This window comes from Tardiphaga sp. P9-11 (assembly GCF_008329525.1).
Lineage (GTDB): Bacteria > Pseudomonadota > Alphaproteobacteria > Rhizobiales > Xanthobacteraceae > Tardiphaga.
The window spans coordinates 530,290-548,124 of record NZ_NPKQ01000002.1 but is presented as its reverse complement, the minus strand read 5'-3'; the positions used below and the strand labels follow the sequence as shown (position 1 = coordinate 548,124).

Genomic DNA, 17,835 nt, shown 5'->3' with positions numbered 1-17,835 from the left:
TTGTCGCCCGAATTATCCCGTTCGTAAGGTCTTTGACGTTTTCTGTTCCCCGTTGCGTTCGAGGTTCAAAGTCCATGTTCAGGTTCCCCGCCCTCTGTGTTGCCGCTGTCGCGCTGGCGCTGGGTGGTTGTGACCTGACCGCGTCGGATGGTGGCATGGCGCTGGGCGGCGGAACGTTGGCCCGGGCCTATAGCAGCACCAAGTCGGCCGTTGGCCTGTCCGAGGAGAATGCGGCGGCGGCCGTGACCAATGCCGCCCTTGGCGGTCTGATCGGCACCAAGCTCGGAGCCCAGCTCAATGACGAGGATCGCCGGCTAGCCTATGAAGCCCAGATAACCGCCCTTGACCGCGGCGCGCCCGGCGCCCCGGTACCGTGGCGTAACGCGACGTCGGGGCGCTATGGCAACATCGTCGCCGGTCCGGCCTACAACCAGAAGGGCCGGGAGTGCCGGGGCTTTTCCCACACGATCACCGTGAATGGTGACCTCAAGACCGCCCGCGGTACCGCTTGCCGCAGTCCTGAAGGCGCTTGGGCGGCGGCCGCCTGATCCCGTTCCTCAACGCCTTCTTAACGGGGCGCCTGCTAAAAAAACCGGTGGCGGTTTTCGGTTGTAGGACAACCGGAAAGCACGGAATTCTCAGGCTGTATGAACAAAACCTCGATCGATCGCTTGCGGGAGTATCTTGCGCAACTGCCTGAGCAGTCGCAGATGCTGCTGATGCGCGAGTATGAGCGCTCGATCGAGCGCGGCGAGGACGTCAGGGTCGCCAACTTCGTGCTCGACCAGCTGCGCGGTGTCGTGCGCGGCCACGAGAATGCCGTGCGCCCGCGCGTCGAGGATCCCACCCGGCTGGTATTCAAATCGCTCGAGCCCTTCCTTGTCGAAGGTGTGGGCAATGTTCGTCCCGGCCAGATCCGGCGCGCCTCGCTGCTGCCGATCTGGCAGTGGCTGGAACGGGACGCCGCGGACGCTGTGCACGAGTTCGAGGCGGCAGTCTCCGCATCGCCCGAGCCGAGCGCATCGGACATCGAACGTGCCGTCAAGAAATTCCAGCAGGCGGCAGCAGCCGCCATTACCGCTGCCACGTCGGGCAATCGCGGAGCGGCCCGCATCGGGCCGACCCATGCTGTCGAGGACCTGCCGTCGATCGGCGCGGTGCTGAAGGTACGTGAGCAACTCGACAGTTTTGCCGGCAAACTGCCGAGCGTGCTCCGCAGCTTCGGCGACAGCCAGATCACCTCGGTGAACAGCGCGCTGAACGTGCCGACGCTAACCACGCCGCAGGTGCTGCCTTTTGCGCTGTCGCTGGTGATGCAGCGGCTGGCGGCGCCGTGGCAGATTATTCGTCTGGCGGTGAAGATCGCTGCCTCCGACGATGAGATCCGCGTCGCCGCCACGCCCTATGGCGTCGCCGTGACCATGGCGCTGGCTGATCTCAATCGCGTTGCGGCCGAACTGCGCTCCGATATCAGGCGCGGCAAGTTCGACACCGCTCCCGAGCACCTCAAGGTCGCCCATGACGGCGTGCGCGGCCTGCGCACCGAACTCGATATGCGCAATGACTCCACCTGGGGGCGCCAGATGGCGGCGATCCGGGTGGAGATTTCCTCAACGCTGCAGTCGGAGATCGAGAGCGTGCCGGGCAGGGTGCGGCGTCTGCTGCGCCAGCGTCCAGACAAGGATATTGCCGCGACGGCGAGTATCGATTTCGCCGAGGTCGAGGAGACTGTGGCGCTGATCAATTTCGTCGCGGTGTGCCGGACCTATGCCAGCGAACTCGCCATCAACGAGGTGACGCTGCGGACCTATTCCGACCTGCAGCAATATGTCGAGAAATCCACAGAGGCGCTGGTGCAGTCGCTCCGCGCCGGCGATGCCCGCGTCCGTAGCTACCGGCAGATGCAGGCCAAGGCCGCGATCCGCTTCTGCCAGGTGCTGTTCGGTCAGGAATACGCCTCGCTGATGAGCCGCGCCGCCGAACAGGCAATGGTCGTGGTCGAGCGCAAGCCGAAGCGGGCCGGCTAGGCCAGGCGATGCGAAATGCCTCGTCGGCGATGTGACATCCGCATCGCCTCATCTCGAGATCAGAGCGCCAATTGAATGCGATTGGTTTCGCTGCCGTTCTTTGCGGCCGGAACGGCACAGCAGATCAGCACTTCATCGTCGGCCACCGCAGCGGCTGGTTCTTTGACGTAGGTCACCGCTCCCGCCAGAAGCTTCGTTCGGCAGGTGCCGCAATGCCCCTCACGACAACCGAAATCTGGACTCAGGCCACGCGATTCCGCGAGGTCGAGCAACGATCCCGACTCAGGCGTCCAGCGCGCTTCCTTCGCAGACTCCCCGAACACCACATGTACCGATATCGACGACGGTAGCCGGCGCGCCGGTGCTGTTGTCGCTGGGCTGTCGACGGTTCGTACCAGTGATGCGGGGCCGAATGCCTCTGCGTGGATACAGTTGTCAGCGACATTTAGTGCACGAAGACCGTCATAGATCGACTGCATGAATCCGGAAGGTCCGCAGAGATAGTAATCGTAGTCGCCAATCGGCATGAACCGTGACAGCAGGGCCATGTCGATACGCCCCGCAGCATCGTAGTCGGGGCCTTCTTCGGCATCCGTGATGTCGCCGAGAACTCGGATGACCCGGACTGCGTCTCCAGCGGAGGCCGCAAGTTCATCCAATTCGTTGCCGAAGGGGCGCTCGTTCTTCGAACGGGCTGCCTGAAAAAGCACGGTTGGTCGAACCTTGAGCGTCCGCAGCCCTTCGTAAATCACATGCCGCAGCATCGCGAGCACCGGCGTGATGCCGATGCCGCCCGCCAGCAGCACCGCTGGCCGCGCCTCAGTGGCATCGATGGTGAATTCACCGGCGGGCCCCCTTGCTTCGATCACGTCGCCAATATTGATGCCGTCGTGTAGCCGCTGCGACACCAGTCCGTCGCGTTTGACGCTGATGCGATAGACGTGATCCGAAGGCGCGACCGACAGCGTATAGGTTCGGATGGCGGTCTTCTCCGCTCCGTCAATGGGCAGTCTGATCGGGAGATATTGCCCGGCGCGATGAGGCAGGAGGCCGGTGCCGTCGGCCGGCTCCAGATGGAACGACCTGACCGTTGCGCTCTCATCGACGATGTCGATGACCTTGAACGGCCGCCATTTGGTCGCAAGTTCTGCAGCCTGCAGACGACCGGCTGCCTGCTCCCAACTGCCTGTCATGAGTGTGCTCGGAGCCCATCCGTCCGGCCGGAACGCCCAGCGCAGGGGCAGGGCACCGCGCCGAAGAACGACACGCCGTGCGTTGAACCGCCAAAGGCGCTCGGCGCCCTGGAAGGCGGCGATCTCCGGGGAGTCCAGTATGACCCGGGCGTCACCGGTCATCTGCAGCACGTCGCCGGTTTTGAAATCGACAAACAAGAGTCCGGCTTTGCCGTTGATGAGGATGTTGCCCAGCGTGGCGAAGAACAGATTGCCCGCGAAATCCGGGATTGTGAGCGTGCCATCGTCGGCAACGCGCACGAAACCGGGATTGCCGCCGCGGCTCGAGACGTCGACCTGTCGACGGGATTCTCGCTCGACATAGGACGCGACAAAGAACATGTCGGCGGCTTCGATCATGCGGCGTGCCGTTGCGTCGATTTCAGCTTCCTCTTCGATAATTCCCGTAAATAGTTCGCGTGGATCGCGGACGAACTCACAATCGCGGAGCTGGATGTAGCGCGGGCAATTGCCGAAACTTTGGTCGACATCAAAATGAATGGCGTCATTGTCCGACAGCCCGATGATGCCGTTGACGCGATTGCGTCTGCGCGTGTGAAGTTCGATGCCGAGCAGGCCGATTGCATCGCCCTCGTGCATACCTTCGCTGGCGGGATCGCTTGGCTCCCTGACGACATCGATATCGAGCGATTGCGCGGTTGGCGATGAGACGAAGCCGGGCTTGCCGGTGATAAATGTGGCCCATGCGTCACCTGCGCCGTCGACGCTGCCGAGCGCGATGAACGGAATCTGGGCGTAGAAATCCCGGTGTTGCGTCGGCATGTAGTCGCGCACGATACGCCTGCCGAGCTCATCCATGTGAGCCGAAACGCCTACCTTTTCCTGGATCGCCTTCTCGCCGGCGTGCCAGATGTCCAGTTTCGATAGCGACATGACATCGGTCATAAGTCCACCCTCGTTGGCGGTGTCGGGCGTATGCCTGGATACGCCCGACACACGCAGTTAAGCCGCAGCGGCGAGGCCGACGGGTGTCTTGGCGAAAGGCACAAAGCCGGGCAGCGCTTCGATGCGGCGCAAGAAGGCGTTCACGTTGGGATAGCCGGACAGATCAACATTTCCTTCCGGCGCGCTTGCGATGTAGCTGTAGAGCGCCACATGCGCGATGGTCGGACCATTGCCGACAAGCCAGTCGCGATCGGCGAGATGCGCTTCGACGAGTGCCAACAAGGCGTGCGCGCGCTCGATGACTTCCGCTGGATTGAAGCTCCTGCCGAAAACGGTGATCAGCCGTGCAGCGGCAGGACCATAGGCCAGTTGGCCGGCAGCGACAGACAGCCAGCGCTGGATGGCCGCGCTTCCCTTCGCGTCATCGGGCAGCCACTCGGTTCGGCCGGATGTCTTGGCGAGATAAACGAGTATGGCGTTCGAGTCGGAGACAACGGTGCCGCTGTCATCAAGGACCGGCACCTGACCGAACGGATTGAGCGCAAGGAAATCCGGCGTCTTGTGTGCGCCCGACTTCAGGTCAACCTCGATGAGTTCGTGGGGCAGGCCAAGCAGCGAAGCGAACAGATGCGCGCGATGAGAGTGGCCGGACAGTGGATGGTGATAAAGCTTCATGATGGTGATCCTGAATTCGTGGGCGGGTTCATTCCCGTTCCGCAAATCCAAGTTGCTTCATGATCCGGCGCGCGAGAATGCACGCTGTGCGCACTTCATCATTGCGCCGGATGAAATAACCGCGGCCTTTGTCGGCGCGCGACAGGCCCGATAGCGGTTTCGTCAATCGCGTCGATGGGTCTTCCCGGAGGGCACCCACGTCGCGGAGGGGCGTTACTCGGAAAGCGGGCTCGCAGCCGCCGTAATCCTTGATCCAGAACAAGCGTCTGGACGTCGCGATGGCATAAAAGTCAATTGCGCGTCGTCGGTGGCCATGGTGTAACCCGGCAATGACGTCGTTTAGATCGACTCAAGATTACGCCGGAACCCATTGATGGCCTTATGGTTTGTGTTCGCGCTCATGACCGCCGCGGCGATTTTCGCGGTGTTGTGGCCGCTTGGCCGGACCCGCTCCGATGCCGGGGGCACCGAGGCCAGCGTCTACCGGGATCAGCTCGCCGAAATCACCCGTGACACTGCCGCCGGCCTGATCGGGCCGACCGAGGCCGAGGCGGCGCGTGTCGAGATCAGCCGCCGGCTGCTGGCAGCCGTCGATGCCGAGGGGACTGCGTCAGTCGGCAGCAGCCCCGGTTTTCGCCGCGCGGTGTCGCTGCTGGCGCTGATCGGCCTGCCGCTACTGGCCATTGGCTTCTATCTGCCGCTCGGCTCGCCGGCCATGCCGGACTTTCCGCTCGCCGCGCGCAATCAGTCGCCCAGTCCCACCCAGCCGCTGAACAATCTCGTTGCACAGGTCGAGCAGCATCTCGAGAAAAACCCGACCGACGGCCGTGGCTGGACAGTGCTGGCGCCGGTGCTGGCGAAGATCGGCCGCACCGACGACGCGGTGCGCGCGTTCCGCAATGCGATTACCTATGCCGGCGATACGGCCGCGCGCCGCGCCGATCTCGGCGAAGCGATGGCGATGGCCGCCAATGGTGTGATTACGGCCGACGCCAAGGCCGAATTCGAACGTGCTGTCGCGCTCGATGCCGGTGAGGCCAAGGCGCGCTACTTCCTCGGGCTTGCCGCGGAGCAGGATGGACGCGGCAGCGACGCCGCAGCGATCTGGCGCGATATGCTGGCGAAGGGGCCTGCGGATGCGCCATGGCGTCCGGTGGTCACGGCGGCTTTGGCGCGCGTCGGCGGCGGCAACGCCCCCACATCGGGGCCGAACCTGCCGGCGCTGTCGCAAGGTACGATCGCATCGGTCCAGGGCATGAATGCGGGCGACCGCAATGCGATGGTGCAGGGCATGGTCGACCGGCTCGCCACGCGGCTCAAGCAGGATGGCAGCGACGTCGAGGGATGGCTGCGGCTGGTGCGTGCCTATATGGTGCTCGGTGAGCGCGACAAGGCAAAGAGCGCGCTGGCGGATGCACGGGAGGCGGTCGGCACTGATGCCGAACGGCTGCGCAAGCTGAACGATGGCCTGAAAGACTCCGGGCTGGATGGGTAAACGCATGATGCCGAAAAATGTGAAGCGGTTTTCGGACAGCATCATGCGTCTTGAAGGTGAAGCATGACGCGCAAGCAGCGACGATTGACGATGATCGGTGGAGCATTGGTGGTGCTCGCCATCGCGGCGGGGCTTGTGCTGAATGCGCTGCGCGATTCCATCGTGTTTTTCTCGACGCCGCAGATGGTGGCCGAAAAGCAGATCCCTGTCGGCAAACGGTTTCGTCTGGGCGGCATGGTTGAGCAGGGGTCGCTGGTGCGCGGCGACAATCTGGCGGTCAGCTTCAAGGTCTCGGACGGCGGCGCGACGCTGCCGGTGAACTACAAAGGCATCCTGCCGGATCTGTTCCGTGAGGGGCAGGGCGTCGTCGCCGAAGGCGCGATGGATGCGTCGGGTGTATTCAAGGCCGACACAGTGCTAGCGAAGCACGACGAGAATTACATGCCGAAGGAAGTCGCTGACGCCCTCAAGAAGCAGGGGCGGTGGCAGGAAGGATCCGACGGCAAGCCGGTGATGTCGCAAGGCGCATCGCAGGCCAAACCGAGCCTGACACAATGATCGCTGAAGCCGGACACTACGCACTCGTTCTGGCGCTGGCTCTGGCGTTGATCCAGTCGACCGTGCCGATCATCGGTGCGCGCCTGCGCGATCCTGCATTGATGAATGTCGCGCGCTCCACGGCACTGGTGCAGCTGCTGTTTGCGGGGCTGTCGTTTCTCGCTCTGACGACGCTCTACGTCACGTCGGATTTCTCGGTCGCCAACGTGTTCGAGAATTCGCATTCGATGAAGCCGCTGCTCTACAAGATCACCGGCGTATGGGGAAACCACGAAGGCTCGATGCTGTTGTGGGTGTCGATCCTCGCACTGTTCGGTGGCCTCGTCGCAGCCTTCGGCAACAATCTGCCGCTGTCGCTGCGTGCACATGTGCTGGCAGTTCAGGGCTGGATCGCTGCGGCGTTCTATCTGTTCATCCTGATGACCTCGAATCCGTTCCTGCGCCTGGCGCAGCCGCCACTCGAAGGCCGCGATCTAAATCCGGTGCTGCAGGATATCGGCCTCGCGGTGCATCCGCCGATGCTCTATCTCGGCTATGTCGGATTCTCCATCGCATTCTCCTTCGCCGTCGCCGCGCTGATCGAAGGCCGCATCGATGCCGCCTGGGCACGCTGGGTGCGGCCGTGGACACTAGTGGCGTGGATCTTCCTGACGCTCGGCATCGCGATGGGCTCCTATTGGGCCTATTACGAACTCGGCTGGGGCGGCTGGTGGTTCTGGGATCCCGTCGAGAACGCATCGTTGATGCCGTGGCTGTCCGGCACCGCGCTGTTGCATTCGGCTGTGGTGATGGAAAAGCGCAACGCGCTGAAGGTATGGACCATACTTCTCGCGATCCTGACCTTCTCGTTGTCGCTGCTTGGTACATTCCTGGTGCGCTCCGGCGTGCTCACCTCGGTTCATGCATTCGCGACTGACCCGACGCGCGGCGTGTTCATCCTGCTGATCCTGTGCCTGTTCATCGGCGGCAGTCTGACGCTTTACATGTGGCGTGCGTCGTCGCTGAAGCAGGGTGGGCTGTTCGCGCCGATTTCGCGCGAAGGCGCGCTGGTGCTGAACAATCTGTTCCTCACCACGGCCTGCGCCACGGTGTTCATCGGCACGCTGTATCCGCTGGCGCTGGAAATGCTGACCGGCGAGAAAATTTCTGTCGGTGCGCCGTTCTTCAACCTCACATTCGGCCCGCTATTCGTGCCGCTGCTGCTGGCGATGCCGTTCGGTCCTTTGCTGGCGTGGAAACGCGGCGATCTCAAAGGCGTCACGCAGCGGCTGATGGCTGCCGGCATTGCCGCGCTGCTGGCGGTGGCGCTGGTCTGGGCATGGACCACAGGCGGTGCAGCGCTAGCGCCGCTGGCGATCGGACTCGGCGTATTCGTGATTGCCGGATCGATCGTCGATATCGCTGAGCGCACCATGCTGTTCCGCTTGCCGTTTGGCGTCGCGTTCCGGCGCGCGCGCGGATTGCCGCGTGCGGCCTGGGGCACGGCCTTTGCCCATGCCGGCATCGGCGTGGCCTTGATCGGCATCGTCTGCGAGAGCACCTGGAATACCGAATATATCGGCACCATGCAGCCGAACGATGTGGCGAAGCTTGCCGGCTATGAGCTCACGCTCAAGGATGTGACGCAGCGGCAGGGGCCGAATTTTCGTGAGAGCCTCGCGCGTTTCAAGGTGACGCGCGGTGGTGACGAGATCGGCGAGATGACGCCGTCGAAGCGCAACTTCGCGGCGCGGCAGTCCTCCACCACGGAAGCCGCGCTGCTCTCGCGCGGCGCCAGCCAGCTTTATATCTCGCTCGGCGAGGAGACCGCCGGCGGCGGGGTTGCCGTGCGAATGTATCACAAGCCGCTGGTGCTGATGATCTGGTGGGGACCGGTGCTGATGGCCTTTGGCGGGCTGCTGTCACTATCCGACCGGCGGCTGCGCGTCGGCGCGCCGAAGCCGGCCAAGGCATCGCGCGCACTGCAGCCGGCGGAGTGACGGCGTGACACGCATTGTCGCAAGCCTCATCGCCGTCATGTTCTTGCTCGCCGCGCCGCTCGCGCATGCGGTGCAGCCCGACGAGATCATGAAGGACCCGGCCCAGGAGGGCCGCGCGCGCAACCTGTCGAAGGAGCTGCGCTGCATGGTCTGTCAGAACCAGTCCATCGACGATTCCGATGCGCCGCTGGCGCGCGACCTGCGCCTCTTGGTGCGCGAGCGCATCGCCACCGGCGAAAGCGACAAACAGGTGCTGGATTTCCTGGTGGCGCGCTATGGCGAATTCGTGCTGCTGAAACCGCGGCTCAACCTGCACACACTGCTGCTGTGGCTGCTGACGCCGCTGGTGCTGATCGGCGGCGGCGTTGCGCTGTTGTTCAACCATCGCCAGCGCAGGAAAGCTGCGGCGTTCGACGGCGCCGCGCCCAGCCTGAGCGCTGAGGAAGAAGCACGCCTGCAAGCATTGATCTCCGGCGATGCGTCATCGGAGAAGACGAGCTAGTCATCATTCGGTTCTCGCGCGATTAGCCACACACGCATATTGATCGCACACCATCGCATCGCGCGGTGCGTGATTATGCAATGACGGCTCAACCCGATGGCCGATGCGCCGTCGGTCTTTTTCGTTCATGTCTCTCGCCCTCGGATACGCGTTGCTCTCATGAGCATGCGCGTTCGGACACGCGTCGTACCTGGTCTGGGATTCCGTTTGGCTCAATGAGGCAACATGTCGAAACCTGCAAACCCGCTAATCCCCGCTATATTCCGAGTCCCGGCGATTTGGCTGCGACGCATCCATTTCAGAGCGCAACTGCGCGCTGATATTGCGAGCGCAGACGAGTTCCTTGACGACATCGGTATCAACCTGTTCGACGCGCAAGTCGAAGCGATGCGCTTTTTTTGGCAGCCGGTTTTGCTGATGCGTTCGCAACCGATCGCGCCGGATGCCACGCCGGCAGATGAGATCGACATTACGCTGCAACCCAGCATGCTCCGGGCTAATGTTGCAAAAGCTGCTGCCCATCTGCAGGTGCAAGCTAACCTGGAAGTCAACTAACCGATATCGATGTGATCGATCCGCGGGTTGTATTGGTCGCTCGAGAGGGAGCGGGCGTGTGTTGCGTTCGGCCGGATGCATTTTGGCAACAGGTCGCAGAAAATGAGTGGCTGGAAACTGATACCGTCCAGAGTTCAACCGAACGGTTGATGTGCCGTGGGTTCGTTTCCCGCAGTTTCTGCCGCAGTCGATAGAAACAGGGACGCGCAAATGCCATTCGGATTCAGCCGCCGACACAAACCGTCGGTCGCTCAAGCGCTGCTGAAAGGACGAGCATTGCGAAGCGGATTGATCGCTGCGCAGCTCTTTGTGTCGATCGCCCTGTCTGCCATGGCGCTCGCTCCGGTGCCCGCCGCCGCGCAATTCGTCTGCGGCGCGGCGGGCAGCGGCAGTGCTGCGGGGGCCACTGCGGGGAGCGCCGGTAGTGTTGCCTGTGGCACCATGCGAATGCCAACGGTATAGGCACGGCGATCGGCGACGCCAGCACGGCGACGGGCGGCAACGCCACGGCGACCGGTAACAACGCCACGGCGACCGGCCCAAGCAGCACCGCGACCGGCGATTCCAGCACCGCGACCGGCGATTCCAGCACGGCGACAGGCTCTTCAGCCCACGCGACCGGCACCCGTAGTACGGCGACGGGCTACCTGAGCACGGCGAGCGGTGACTTTGCCACGGCGACTGGAACCACCAGCAACGCGACCGGTACCAACAGTACGGCCTATGGCGCGAGAGCCGCAGCCGGAGATAGTTTCATTAGCTCCGTGTTTCGGAATGCCGGGACGACGGCGATCGGCGTCGATTCGCAGGCCGGCTCCAGTGGCGCGGGTCAAACCAACGCAACGGCCTTGGGTTATCAAGCAATAGCCAATGCGGCGAACGCCACCGCGCTTGGCAGCGGAGCAACGGCAACCGGCGACAACAGCACGGCAAGTGGCGTTGGCAGCACCGCGACCGGTGCCCACGCGAGCGCCTACGGACAAGACAGCACGGCGAGCGGCAGCGGCAGCACGGCGACTGGTTCGTCGAGCAAGGCGACCGGCAACTTCAGCACTGCCACCGGCAACGCCAGCGCGGCGAGCGGAACCGCCGCGAGCGCTTACGGACTGAACAGCACTGCGAGCGCCGATAGCGCTACCGCGGTCGGCCAAGGGAGTGTGGCCAGCGCAGTGGGCGCGACGGCACTCGGCTCCACCGCTCAGGCGACTGCGGCAGGTGCGGTGGCGGTGGGCCAGAATTCGGCAGCCACGGGTGTCAACGCCATCGCGATCGGTAACGGCGCGGTTGCCACGGGTTCGGTTGCCGTTGGCGCGTCTGCGTCGGCCGCCAACGGCGGTGCGGCTTTCGGCGATGGGGCCGTCGCGACAGGCGTGCTGGCGACGGCGCTCGGGCCCAATTCCCAGGCGTTGGCGGCCAATTCGGTTGCGATCGGATCTGGCTCGGTAGCAACGCTCGCCAACACGGTGTCATTCGGCACGGGCGGTAATGAACGGCGGCTGACCAATGTCGCGGCGGGTATCAATCCGACCGATGCGGTCAACATGAGCCAACTCTCCGGTCTGACGTCGGGCTTCCAGTCGCAGATTTCCGGGTTGCAGTCCCAGATACTTGACAACCGCACAGAGGCGCGCCGCGGTATCGCCGCCGCCGTTGCGAGCTCAAGCGCGCCGATGCCTTCGGCGCCGGGCAAGACGACATGGCAAATGCGCGGCTCGGTGTTCCACGGCGAAGGCGGGTTCGGATTCGGTTTCGCGCACCGTCTCAACACCGCGGTTCCGCTCAGCGTGGTTGGCGGCTACGGCAACGGCGGCGGGGTCGAGCACACCGCCTATGTCGGTCTCGGCGGCGAGTTTTGAAGACTCTCGGGATCACGCGGCGCAACCTGTTGCGGCGAGCGCGTCAGCATCGCGTAACGAGCTCTCATGCGTCGCGGCGTTGGCTGCGCGGCGCCATCGTCGCGATCCTGATGGCAAGCCCGCTTTCTTTCGCACAGGGGCAGACCTCCAAACCGGCGCACCCTGAAGCGACGCCGAAGCCGGCGCAGATCGACCGCAACGGCGTCCTCATTCTCATCCGCTCGTCGCTGCTTGCGCTCGATCAGGCCAACAAGACCGGCAACTACACTGTGCTGCGCGACCTCGGTGCGCCTGGTTTCCAGAGCAACACGGCCGCACGACTGGCTGAAATTTTTGCCAAGCAGCGTACCGACAATCTCGACCTGTCCGGCGTGGCGGCGATCGATCCTCAACTCACCGTGATGCCGCAGATCGAACCAAACGGTTTGATGCGCATGGCCGGGCTATTTCCATCGGTGCCTTCGCAAGTCAATTTCGAACTCGCTTTTGCACCAGTGAACGGGCAATGGCGACTGTTCGGCATCTCGGTTTCGATCGGGCAGGCGGCGCCGGCCGCGCCCAGCCCCTCTCCAGCACAATCATCGATCACTCCTCCGAAGCAATCGCCCACTGTTTCGGCAGCCAAGAGCGCAGTGCCGGCGGCCGCGCCAAAATAATACTCACGGTCGTCTTTCTTTTTATTCCCGCATGGCTCCCTGCAAAATGCGCGCAGTATCAAGCGTCGAGCGCTGCCTGTTGCATGCTATCATCACGCACGACTAGACTATCGCGACGGATGGCATCGTGTGCGTCTGCAAGGTGAGTGTGAACGGTCTGTGACATCCGACAACGTAACGCTGTCCAAAGTGATCGGCATCATCTATGACGCTGCGCTCGACCCGTCCCTGTGGGATCGCGCGCTCGAACACTCCTGCGCGTTCGTTGGCGGCTCTTCGGCAGTGCTCTATTGGCATGACGTCGCGAGCGAGCGGTCAGCCGCGGTGCACCTGTTTAACGACGACCCCAACTACACGCGGCTCTATTTCGAGAAATACATGCCGATGAACCCGGTATTTCCGGCCGCGACCTTCGTCGAGTCCGGATTGGTCTACACGCCAACCGACATTGTTCCGGAAGCCGAACTCGCCGAAACGCGCTTTCACAAGGAATGGGTCGAGCCGCAGGGGATCGTCGATGTCGTCTGCGTCAATCTGGAAAAGGGGACGACGAGTTCGTCCGTACTCAATATCCGGAGGGACGAAACCCAAGGGACCGCCGATGCCGACGCCAGAGGCCGCGTGGCTTTGCTCGTGCCGCATTTTCAGCGCGCGATTTCGATAGGTCGGCTGTTCGATCAAAGCAAGAAGACGCAGGCGGTACTGACCGAAACCCTCGACAACGTCGAAGCCGCCGTCTTGCTGGTAGGAACAAACGGCCGGATCGTGTTCGCTAACGAGCCGGGGCGCGCCATGTTGAACGAAGGAGAGTTACTGCGCGACAGGAGAGGAGCGCTGGTTGCCGTCAAGCCGGAAGCCCAGCGCACGCTGCGCGATATGTTCGCCGCCGCGGAAAACGGCGATCTGTCGATCGACGCTCGTGGCGTGGCGGTTCCTTTATCGAGTTCGTCGCATCAGCGCTGGTTTGCGCATGTGCTGCCGCTGACGTCAGGTGACCGGCAGCGCACTGCCGCGATCTATTCCGCCACTGCCGCAGTGTTTGTGCGCAGGACGTCGCCGGCCAGACCGCCGCCGTTGGAAGCGGTGGCGAAGCTCTATGCGCTCACCGCCAGTGAAGTCCGGGTGGTCGATGGCATCATGAAGGTGAGCAGCGTGAAGGCGCTGGCGGAACTGCTGGGGCTGTCACGAGCCACCGTGAAGACCCATCTGCACAATGTCTTTCGAAAGACCGGCACCAGCCGACAGAGCGAACTCGTGAAGCTAATGGCCGGATTCGAGCCGCCCGCGATCGATTGATCGGCGCTGGTGAGCGACAGGTGCGGTGAAGCAGAATGCTACCGAATGGACGCTCGAGATGATACGAGTTAAGTCATGACTTCCGAAGCCTCGACGCTTTCAACACTGATCGGCGATATCTACGACGCCGCGCTTGATCCGACCTTGTGGACGCAAGCGCTGGAGCGCGCCAGTGCGTTCGTCGGAGGCTCTTCGGCGGCGCTGTTTTGGCACGACGCCGCCACTGAACGCTCCGCGGTGCTCCATTTGTTCAATGAGGACCCGCACTATACGCAATTGTATTTCGGCAAGTATTTCCCGATGAATCCGCTGTTTCCGGCAGCGACTTTCTTCGATGCTGGCGTGGTGTACACATCGCCGGATGTCATGCCGTTCGCAGAATTGCACGAGTCCCGCTTCTACACCGAGTGGCTCCAGCCGCAGGGCATCGTCGATGCCGTTAGCTCAAATCTGGAAAAGAGTGCGACAAGTTCTTCGATGGTTAGTATTCGTCTGACTGAAAGGGACGGCCTTGCCGACGCTGAAGCAAGGCGCCGGCTGGAACTGCTCGTGCCACATTTTCAGCGCGCGGTCTCGATCGGCCGGTTATTCGATCAGAGCAAGAAGACGCACGCGGTACTGACCGAAACCCTCGATAATGTCGAAGCCGCCGTGGTGCTGGTGGGGACGAACGGCCGGATCGTGTTCGCCAACGAGCCTGGGCGCGCCATGCTCGACGAAGGAGAGTTCCTGCGCGACAGGAGAGGAGCACTGGTCGCCGTCGAGCCGGAAGCCCAGCGCACGCTGCGCGATATGTTCGCCGCTGCGGAAAACGGCGATCTGTCGATCGACACTCGCGGCGTGGCGATCCCGTTATCGACCTTGCCAAATCAACGCTGGTTCGCCCATGTGCTGCCGCTGACGTCGGGCGATCGGCAGCGGACCGGCTCGCTTTATTCCGCAGTCGCAGCCGTGTTTGCCCGCAAGACATCGCCGGCCAGTCCGTTACCGCTGGAGGCGCTGGCAAACCTCTACAAGCTCACCGCGAGCGAGGTCCGCGTGCTCGATGCGGTTATGAAGGTCAGCGGCGTGCACGCGCTGGCGGAGCTGCTGGGGCTTTCACAGGCGACGGTGAAGACCCACCTTCACAATCTCTTCCGCAAGACCGGGACCAGCCGACAGAGCGAACTGGTCAAGTTGATCGCTGGAGTCGAGTCCTCCCCTGCCGCCGGGTGAAAGCCGGCCGCCGGACCTGCAACCTTCGGCCACACCCTGTTCCCGCCATATTACAAACCTTAATTCCCCTGCCAGCCCGCCGTAAGGTGGAAACATCCATCTTCAGATCCACAAGGCGCCTTGCCCCCGCGCTGTTGCCGCGGCCGGCGTCTATTCAGTCGGCAACATCGCCTGGACGTTGCGGCCGGTGCGTTCAATGTGCTCCCGCAGGATCCGTGTTGCATCGCGGCTGCGCCGCTCGATCATCGCATGGGCCAACGCCGTGTGTTCTGCCGGCACGTCGCGATCCGGCTGATGCTTCTTCAGGAAAATGCGGCGATAGCGATCGCTCTGGTCGTGCAGCGTCGCGCAGAACTGCCGCAGCAACGGCATCTGGCATGCCGAGATCAGTTCGGCATGGAAGGCGCGATGTGCGATCTCCCAGGCTTCCTGTTCAGCGGCCGAGCGTGAACCGCGTTTGCAGCGGCTGAGCTGATGCAGCGAGCCGAGCACGCGTCCTTCCCAGGCTATATCGCCGTGTTCGATGGCTTCCTTGACGGCGAGGCCTTCGAGTTCGACGCGCAGCCGGATGATCTCGGCGAGATTGCTCGCAGAGACCGGTGTGACGCGATAGCCGCGCTGGTCGATCAGCGCGACGAGGCCGTCATTCTCCAGACGACACAGTGCTTCGCGCAGCGGGCTGAGGCTGACGCCGAAGGCCGTGCGCAGACGGTCGAGATTGAGCTTGCTGCCGGGCAGCAGCTCGCCGCGCATGATCGAGTCGCGCAAGCGGGCGACCAACGTGCTGGACAATGTGGTCGGGATGGGGCCGGCTGTGATGGTGCGTGCGTTGCTCATGGATGATTCACTCGATGCTCTCGAAACCGTAGAGCGAAGCCGGATTGTCCACCAGCGCCAACTGCTGCGATCGCGTGTCGGGCAGCCAGAGCGGGATGAGATCGACGAGGTCGCCATCGTTCGGCATCGCGACCGGGCAGATCGGATGTGGCCAGTTGCTGCCCCAGAGAATGCGGTCGGGACGCGCATCGACCACGCGCGCGATCATCGGCAGCATGTCGCGATGCGGATAGGCTTCTGCAGAGAGGCGATACAGGCTGGCGAGCTTGATCCAGCAGCGGTCGGTGTCAAGCAATCGCAGCAAGGTTCGGAACGGTTCGGAGTCGACGCCTTCCGCAGCGCTGATCCGGGCGAGGTGATCCAGCACGAACGGACTGCGGACCTGCATTAGTTGTGGCGCGACATCGACTAATTCGCTCGCTCTGTTGAAATGCAGCACGAGATGCCAGCCGAAATCGAAAGTCTCGTCCGCGAGGCCCGCCAGATGCGCAAATGATGCGCCGCCGCTGACCACGGTGGACATCCGGCATCCGCGCATGCCGCGCAGGTGCATGCCTTCGAGCTCCTGTTGCGGGAGGCCCGACGGAATCACGGCGATCCCGCGCAGGCGTCTCGGATTGAGGTCGAGGGCCGCGAGAGTCGCGCGATTATCGGTGCCATGAGCTCCGCCGTGCACGATCACGGCGCGGTCGATCTCGAGCGTTTCATGGAGATGCATCAGGTCGTCATAGGTGCAGTCTTCGGGCGTGTAGCTGCGTTGTTTACTGAACGGAAATTCCGCCTGCGGACCGAAGACGTGGACGTGGGTGTCGCAGGCGCCTGATGGCATGGCGAATGCCGGCCGTTTCGGATGGCGGTCCGGACCGGGGCAGGGCTTCAGCGGGGCGCCAGGCGCATGAGAACTCATCGTGGCAATTCCTCTAAATAGGCAGTTTTTTAAGCGGTCTTTGATCGTTGAAAATAGAGGACGGCAATAAGCCGATTTGACGGCAGTCCCGGCTAGTGCCAACATAAAATCGACGAAGCAAGAAAAATCGATTATTTGGAGGATCGCATGCGGCACATGGTTTCTGCGCTGATGGCTCTGGTCATGGTTTCGCTGGTCAGCCATGCGGCGCATGCCGGATTTCCGGATCGCGGCATCAAGATCGTGGTGCCGTTTCCGGCCGGTGGATCGAACGATGTGGTCGCACGGCTGCTCGGCAACAAGCTGCAGGAGCTCTGGGGACAGCCGGTGGTGATCGACAATCGCGCCGGCGGCGGCGGCAATATTGGCGCCGATGCTGTCGCACGCGCGCCCGCCGATGGCTACACGCTGCTCCTGGCCGCGCCGGGGCCGCTCGCCGTCAACCAGTCGCTCTATACGCAGCTGTCGTTCAATCCCGCGCAGGATTTCACGCCGGTGGCGCTGATCGCGTCGGTACCGATCGTGCTCGCCGTCAATCCCGGTGTGAAGGCGACGACGGTGGCCGAGCTGATCGCGCTCGCCAAGGCGTCGCCGGGCAAGCTCAACTTCGGATCGTCCGGCTTGGGGTCAACCAATCATCTTGCGGGCGAGTTGCTGAAGGCGCGCGCCGGCATCGATATTGTCCATGTGCCCTATCGCGGGGCGGCGCCGGGGATGAACGACCTGATCGCTGGCCAGATCCCGATGATGTTCGACAATATGCCGGCTGTCCGTCCGCAGGTTCAGGGCGGCACCATCCGTGCCATCGCCGTTGCGGGTGCAACGCGCTCGCCACTGTTCCCGGAATTGCCGACCATGGCTGAGGCGGGCGTTGCGAATTTTGAGGCCTCGTCGTGGTTTGGCCTTGTCGCGCCGGCGAAGATGCCGCCGGAGGTGATGAAGATCCTGATCGATAGCGTGACGAAGGTGCTGAAGGATCCCGACGTGGTGAAGCGGTTGGCTGATGTGGGTGCCGAGCCCGGCGCATTGTCAGGCGACGCCTTCGCTTCGTTCTTGCGGGCTGAGTCCGAGAAATGGGGCCAGGTGGTCAAGACAGCAGGTGCCAAGGTCGAGTAGGAGCTAGTGCCATGATCGATCTA

Annotated in this window: 16 protein-coding genes; 12 read left to right on the top strand and 4 right to left on the bottom strand. The window is 63.1% G+C overall.

From position 1 onward, the window contains the following. Positions 1–74: 74 nt before the first annotated feature. Together CIW50_RS08890 and CIW50_RS08885 are read left to right on the top strand one after the other, a co-directional pair. A complete protein-coding gene (locus tag CIW50_RS08890) occupies positions 75–548 on the top strand; it encodes an RT0821/Lpp0805 family surface protein (protein WP_149530895.1) in 474 nt (157 codons plus the stop codon). 99 nt (positions 549–647) lie between these two features. Further along, positions 648–2,027, top strand: a complete 1,380-nt coding sequence (locus CIW50_RS08885) for a hypothetical protein (RefSeq protein ID WP_149530894.1) — start codon at positions 648–650, stop codon at positions 2,025–2,027. Positions 2,028–2,086: 59 nt separating this feature from the next. Here the strand turns inward: CIW50_RS08885 and CIW50_RS08880 are convergent, their stop codons facing one another. Beyond that, entirely contained in the window at positions 2,087–4,165 is a 2,079-nt protein-coding gene (locus CIW50_RS08880; protein ID WP_149530893.1) for a 2Fe-2S iron-sulfur cluster-binding protein, read from the bottom strand. 57 nt (positions 4,166–4,222) lie between these two features. Next, entirely contained in the window at positions 4,223–4,840 is a 618-nt protein-coding gene (locus tag CIW50_RS08875) for a glutathione S-transferase family protein (RefSeq protein WP_149530892.1), read from the bottom strand. Between the two features lie 373 nt (positions 4,841–5,213). Between CIW50_RS08875 and ccmI the strand changes: the two genes are divergently transcribed. The 9 genes from ccmI to CIW50_RS08830 all read left to right on the top strand — a co-directional run bounded on the left by ccmI (position 5,214) and on the right by CIW50_RS08830 (position 14,952). After that, positions 5,214–6,335, top strand: a complete 1,122-nt coding sequence (gene ccmI, locus CIW50_RS08870; protein WP_149530891.1) for a c-type cytochrome biogenesis protein CcmI — start codon at positions 5,214–5,216, stop codon at positions 6,333–6,335. A 63-nt stretch (positions 6,336–6,398) separates the two neighbouring features. Further along, a complete protein-coding gene (gene ccmE, locus CIW50_RS08865; protein ID WP_149530890.1) occupies positions 6,399–6,893 on the top strand; it encodes a cytochrome c maturation protein CcmE in 495 nt (164 codons plus the stop codon). Continuing rightward, positions 6,890–8,872 carry a heme lyase CcmF/NrfE family subunit gene (locus CIW50_RS08860; protein WP_149530889.1) on the top strand — a complete coding sequence of 661 codons (1,983 nt, stop codon included), beginning with the start codon at positions 6,890–6,892 and terminating at the stop codon, positions 8,870–8,872. Before ccmE ends, CIW50_RS08860 begins: the two co-directional genes overlap by 4 nt. A 37-nt stretch (positions 8,873–8,909) precedes the next feature. After that, positions 8,910–9,374 carry a cytochrome c-type biogenesis protein gene (locus tag CIW50_RS08855; RefSeq protein WP_502707475.1) on the top strand — a complete coding sequence of 155 codons (465 nt, stop codon included), beginning with the start codon at positions 8,910–8,912 and terminating at the stop codon, positions 9,372–9,374. Positions 9,375–9,599: 225 nt separating this feature from the next. Continuing rightward, positions 9,600–9,929, top strand: a complete 330-nt coding sequence (locus tag CIW50_RS08850; protein ID WP_149530887.1) for a hypothetical protein — start codon at positions 9,600–9,602, stop codon at positions 9,927–9,929. A 431-nt stretch (positions 9,930–10,360) separates the two neighbouring features. After that, complete coding sequence (locus CIW50_RS08845; protein ID WP_149530886.1) at positions 10,361–11,785, top strand: YadA family autotransporter adhesin; 1,425 nt, start codon at positions 10,361–10,363, stop codon at positions 11,783–11,785. A gap of 110 nt (positions 11,786–11,895) precedes the next feature. Further along, positions 11,896–12,441, top strand: a complete 546-nt coding sequence (locus tag CIW50_RS08840; RefSeq protein ID WP_246664197.1) for a hypothetical protein — start codon at positions 11,896–11,898, stop codon at positions 12,439–12,441. Between the two features lie 159 nt (positions 12,442–12,600). After that, positions 12,601–13,737, top strand: coding sequence for a helix-turn-helix transcriptional regulator (locus CIW50_RS08835; RefSeq protein ID WP_149530885.1), 1,137 nt, complete (start codon positions 12,601–12,603; stop codon positions 13,735–13,737). A 75-nt stretch (positions 13,738–13,812) separates the two neighbouring features. Next, the gene (locus tag CIW50_RS08830) at positions 13,813–14,952 is read left to right on the top strand and encodes a helix-turn-helix transcriptional regulator (RefSeq protein ID WP_149530884.1); all 1,140 of its coding nucleotides are present in this window, start codon (positions 13,813–13,815) and stop codon (positions 14,950–14,952) included. Positions 14,953–15,102: 150 nt separating this feature from the next. Here CIW50_RS08830 and CIW50_RS08825 read toward each other — a convergent pair whose 3' ends face one another. Next, positions 15,103–15,789: a GntR family transcriptional regulator gene (locus CIW50_RS08825; protein WP_149530883.1), complete on the bottom strand. Its 687-nt coding sequence runs from the start codon at positions 15,787–15,789 to the stop codon at positions 15,103–15,105. A gap of 7 nt (positions 15,790–15,796) precedes the next feature. Continuing rightward, positions 15,797–16,696 (bottom strand): amidohydrolase family protein, encoded by a 900-nt coding sequence (locus tag CIW50_RS08820; protein ID WP_172980272.1) that lies wholly within the window; start codon positions 16,694–16,696, stop codon positions 15,797–15,799. 147 nt (positions 16,697–16,843) lie between these two features. Here CIW50_RS08820 and CIW50_RS08815 point away from each other — a divergent pair, with 147 nt between their 5' ends. Continuing rightward, complete coding sequence (locus CIW50_RS08815; RefSeq protein WP_197738356.1) at positions 16,844–17,812, top strand: Bug family tripartite tricarboxylate transporter substrate binding protein; 969 nt, start codon at positions 16,844–16,846, stop codon at positions 17,810–17,812. Positions 17,813–17,835: the final 23 nt, after the last annotated feature.

Coding starts and splice junctions, on each gene's coding strand:
- CIW50_RS08890 (WP_149530895.1), top strand. CDS start 75: ATGTTCAGGTTCCCCGCCCTCTGTGTTGCCGCTGTCGCGCTGGCGCTG.
- CIW50_RS08885 (WP_149530894.1), top strand. CDS start 648: ATGAACAAAACCTCGATCGATCGCTTGCGGGAGTATCTTGCGCAACTG.
- CIW50_RS08880 (WP_149530893.1), bottom strand. CDS start 4,165: ATGACCGATGTCATGTCGCTATCGAAACTGGACATCTGGCACGCCGGC.
- CIW50_RS08875 (WP_149530892.1), bottom strand. CDS start 4,840: ATGAAGCTTTATCACCATCCACTGTCCGGCCACTCTCATCGCGCGCAT.
- ccmI (WP_149530891.1), top strand. CDS start 5,214: ATGGCCTTATGGTTTGTGTTCGCGCTCATGACCGCCGCGGCGATTTTC.
- ccmE (WP_149530890.1), top strand. CDS start 6,399: ATGACGCGCAAGCAGCGACGATTGACGATGATCGGTGGAGCATTGGTG.
- CIW50_RS08860 (WP_149530889.1), top strand. CDS start 6,890: ATGATCGCTGAAGCCGGACACTACGCACTCGTTCTGGCGCTGGCTCTG.
- CIW50_RS08855 (WP_502707475.1), top strand. CDS start 8,910: ATGTTCTTGCTCGCCGCGCCGCTCGCGCATGCGGTGCAGCCCGACGAG.
- CIW50_RS08850 (WP_149530887.1), top strand. CDS start 9,600: ATGTCGAAACCTGCAAACCCGCTAATCCCCGCTATATTCCGAGTCCCG.
- CIW50_RS08840 (WP_246664197.1), top strand. CDS start 11,896: ATGGCAAGCCCGCTTTCTTTCGCACAGGGGCAGACCTCCAAACCGGCG.
- CIW50_RS08830 (WP_149530884.1), top strand. CDS start 13,813: ATGACTTCCGAAGCCTCGACGCTTTCAACACTGATCGGCGATATCTAC.
- CIW50_RS08825 (WP_149530883.1), bottom strand. CDS start 15,789: ATGAGCAACGCACGCACCATCACAGCCGGCCCCATCCCGACCACATTG.
- CIW50_RS08820 (WP_172980272.1), bottom strand. CDS start 16,696: ATGAGTTCTCATGCGCCTGGCGCCCCGCTGAAGCCCTGCCCCGGTCCG.
- CIW50_RS08815 (WP_197738356.1), top strand. CDS start 16,844: ATGCGGCACATGGTTTCTGCGCTGATGGCTCTGGTCATGGTTTCGCTG.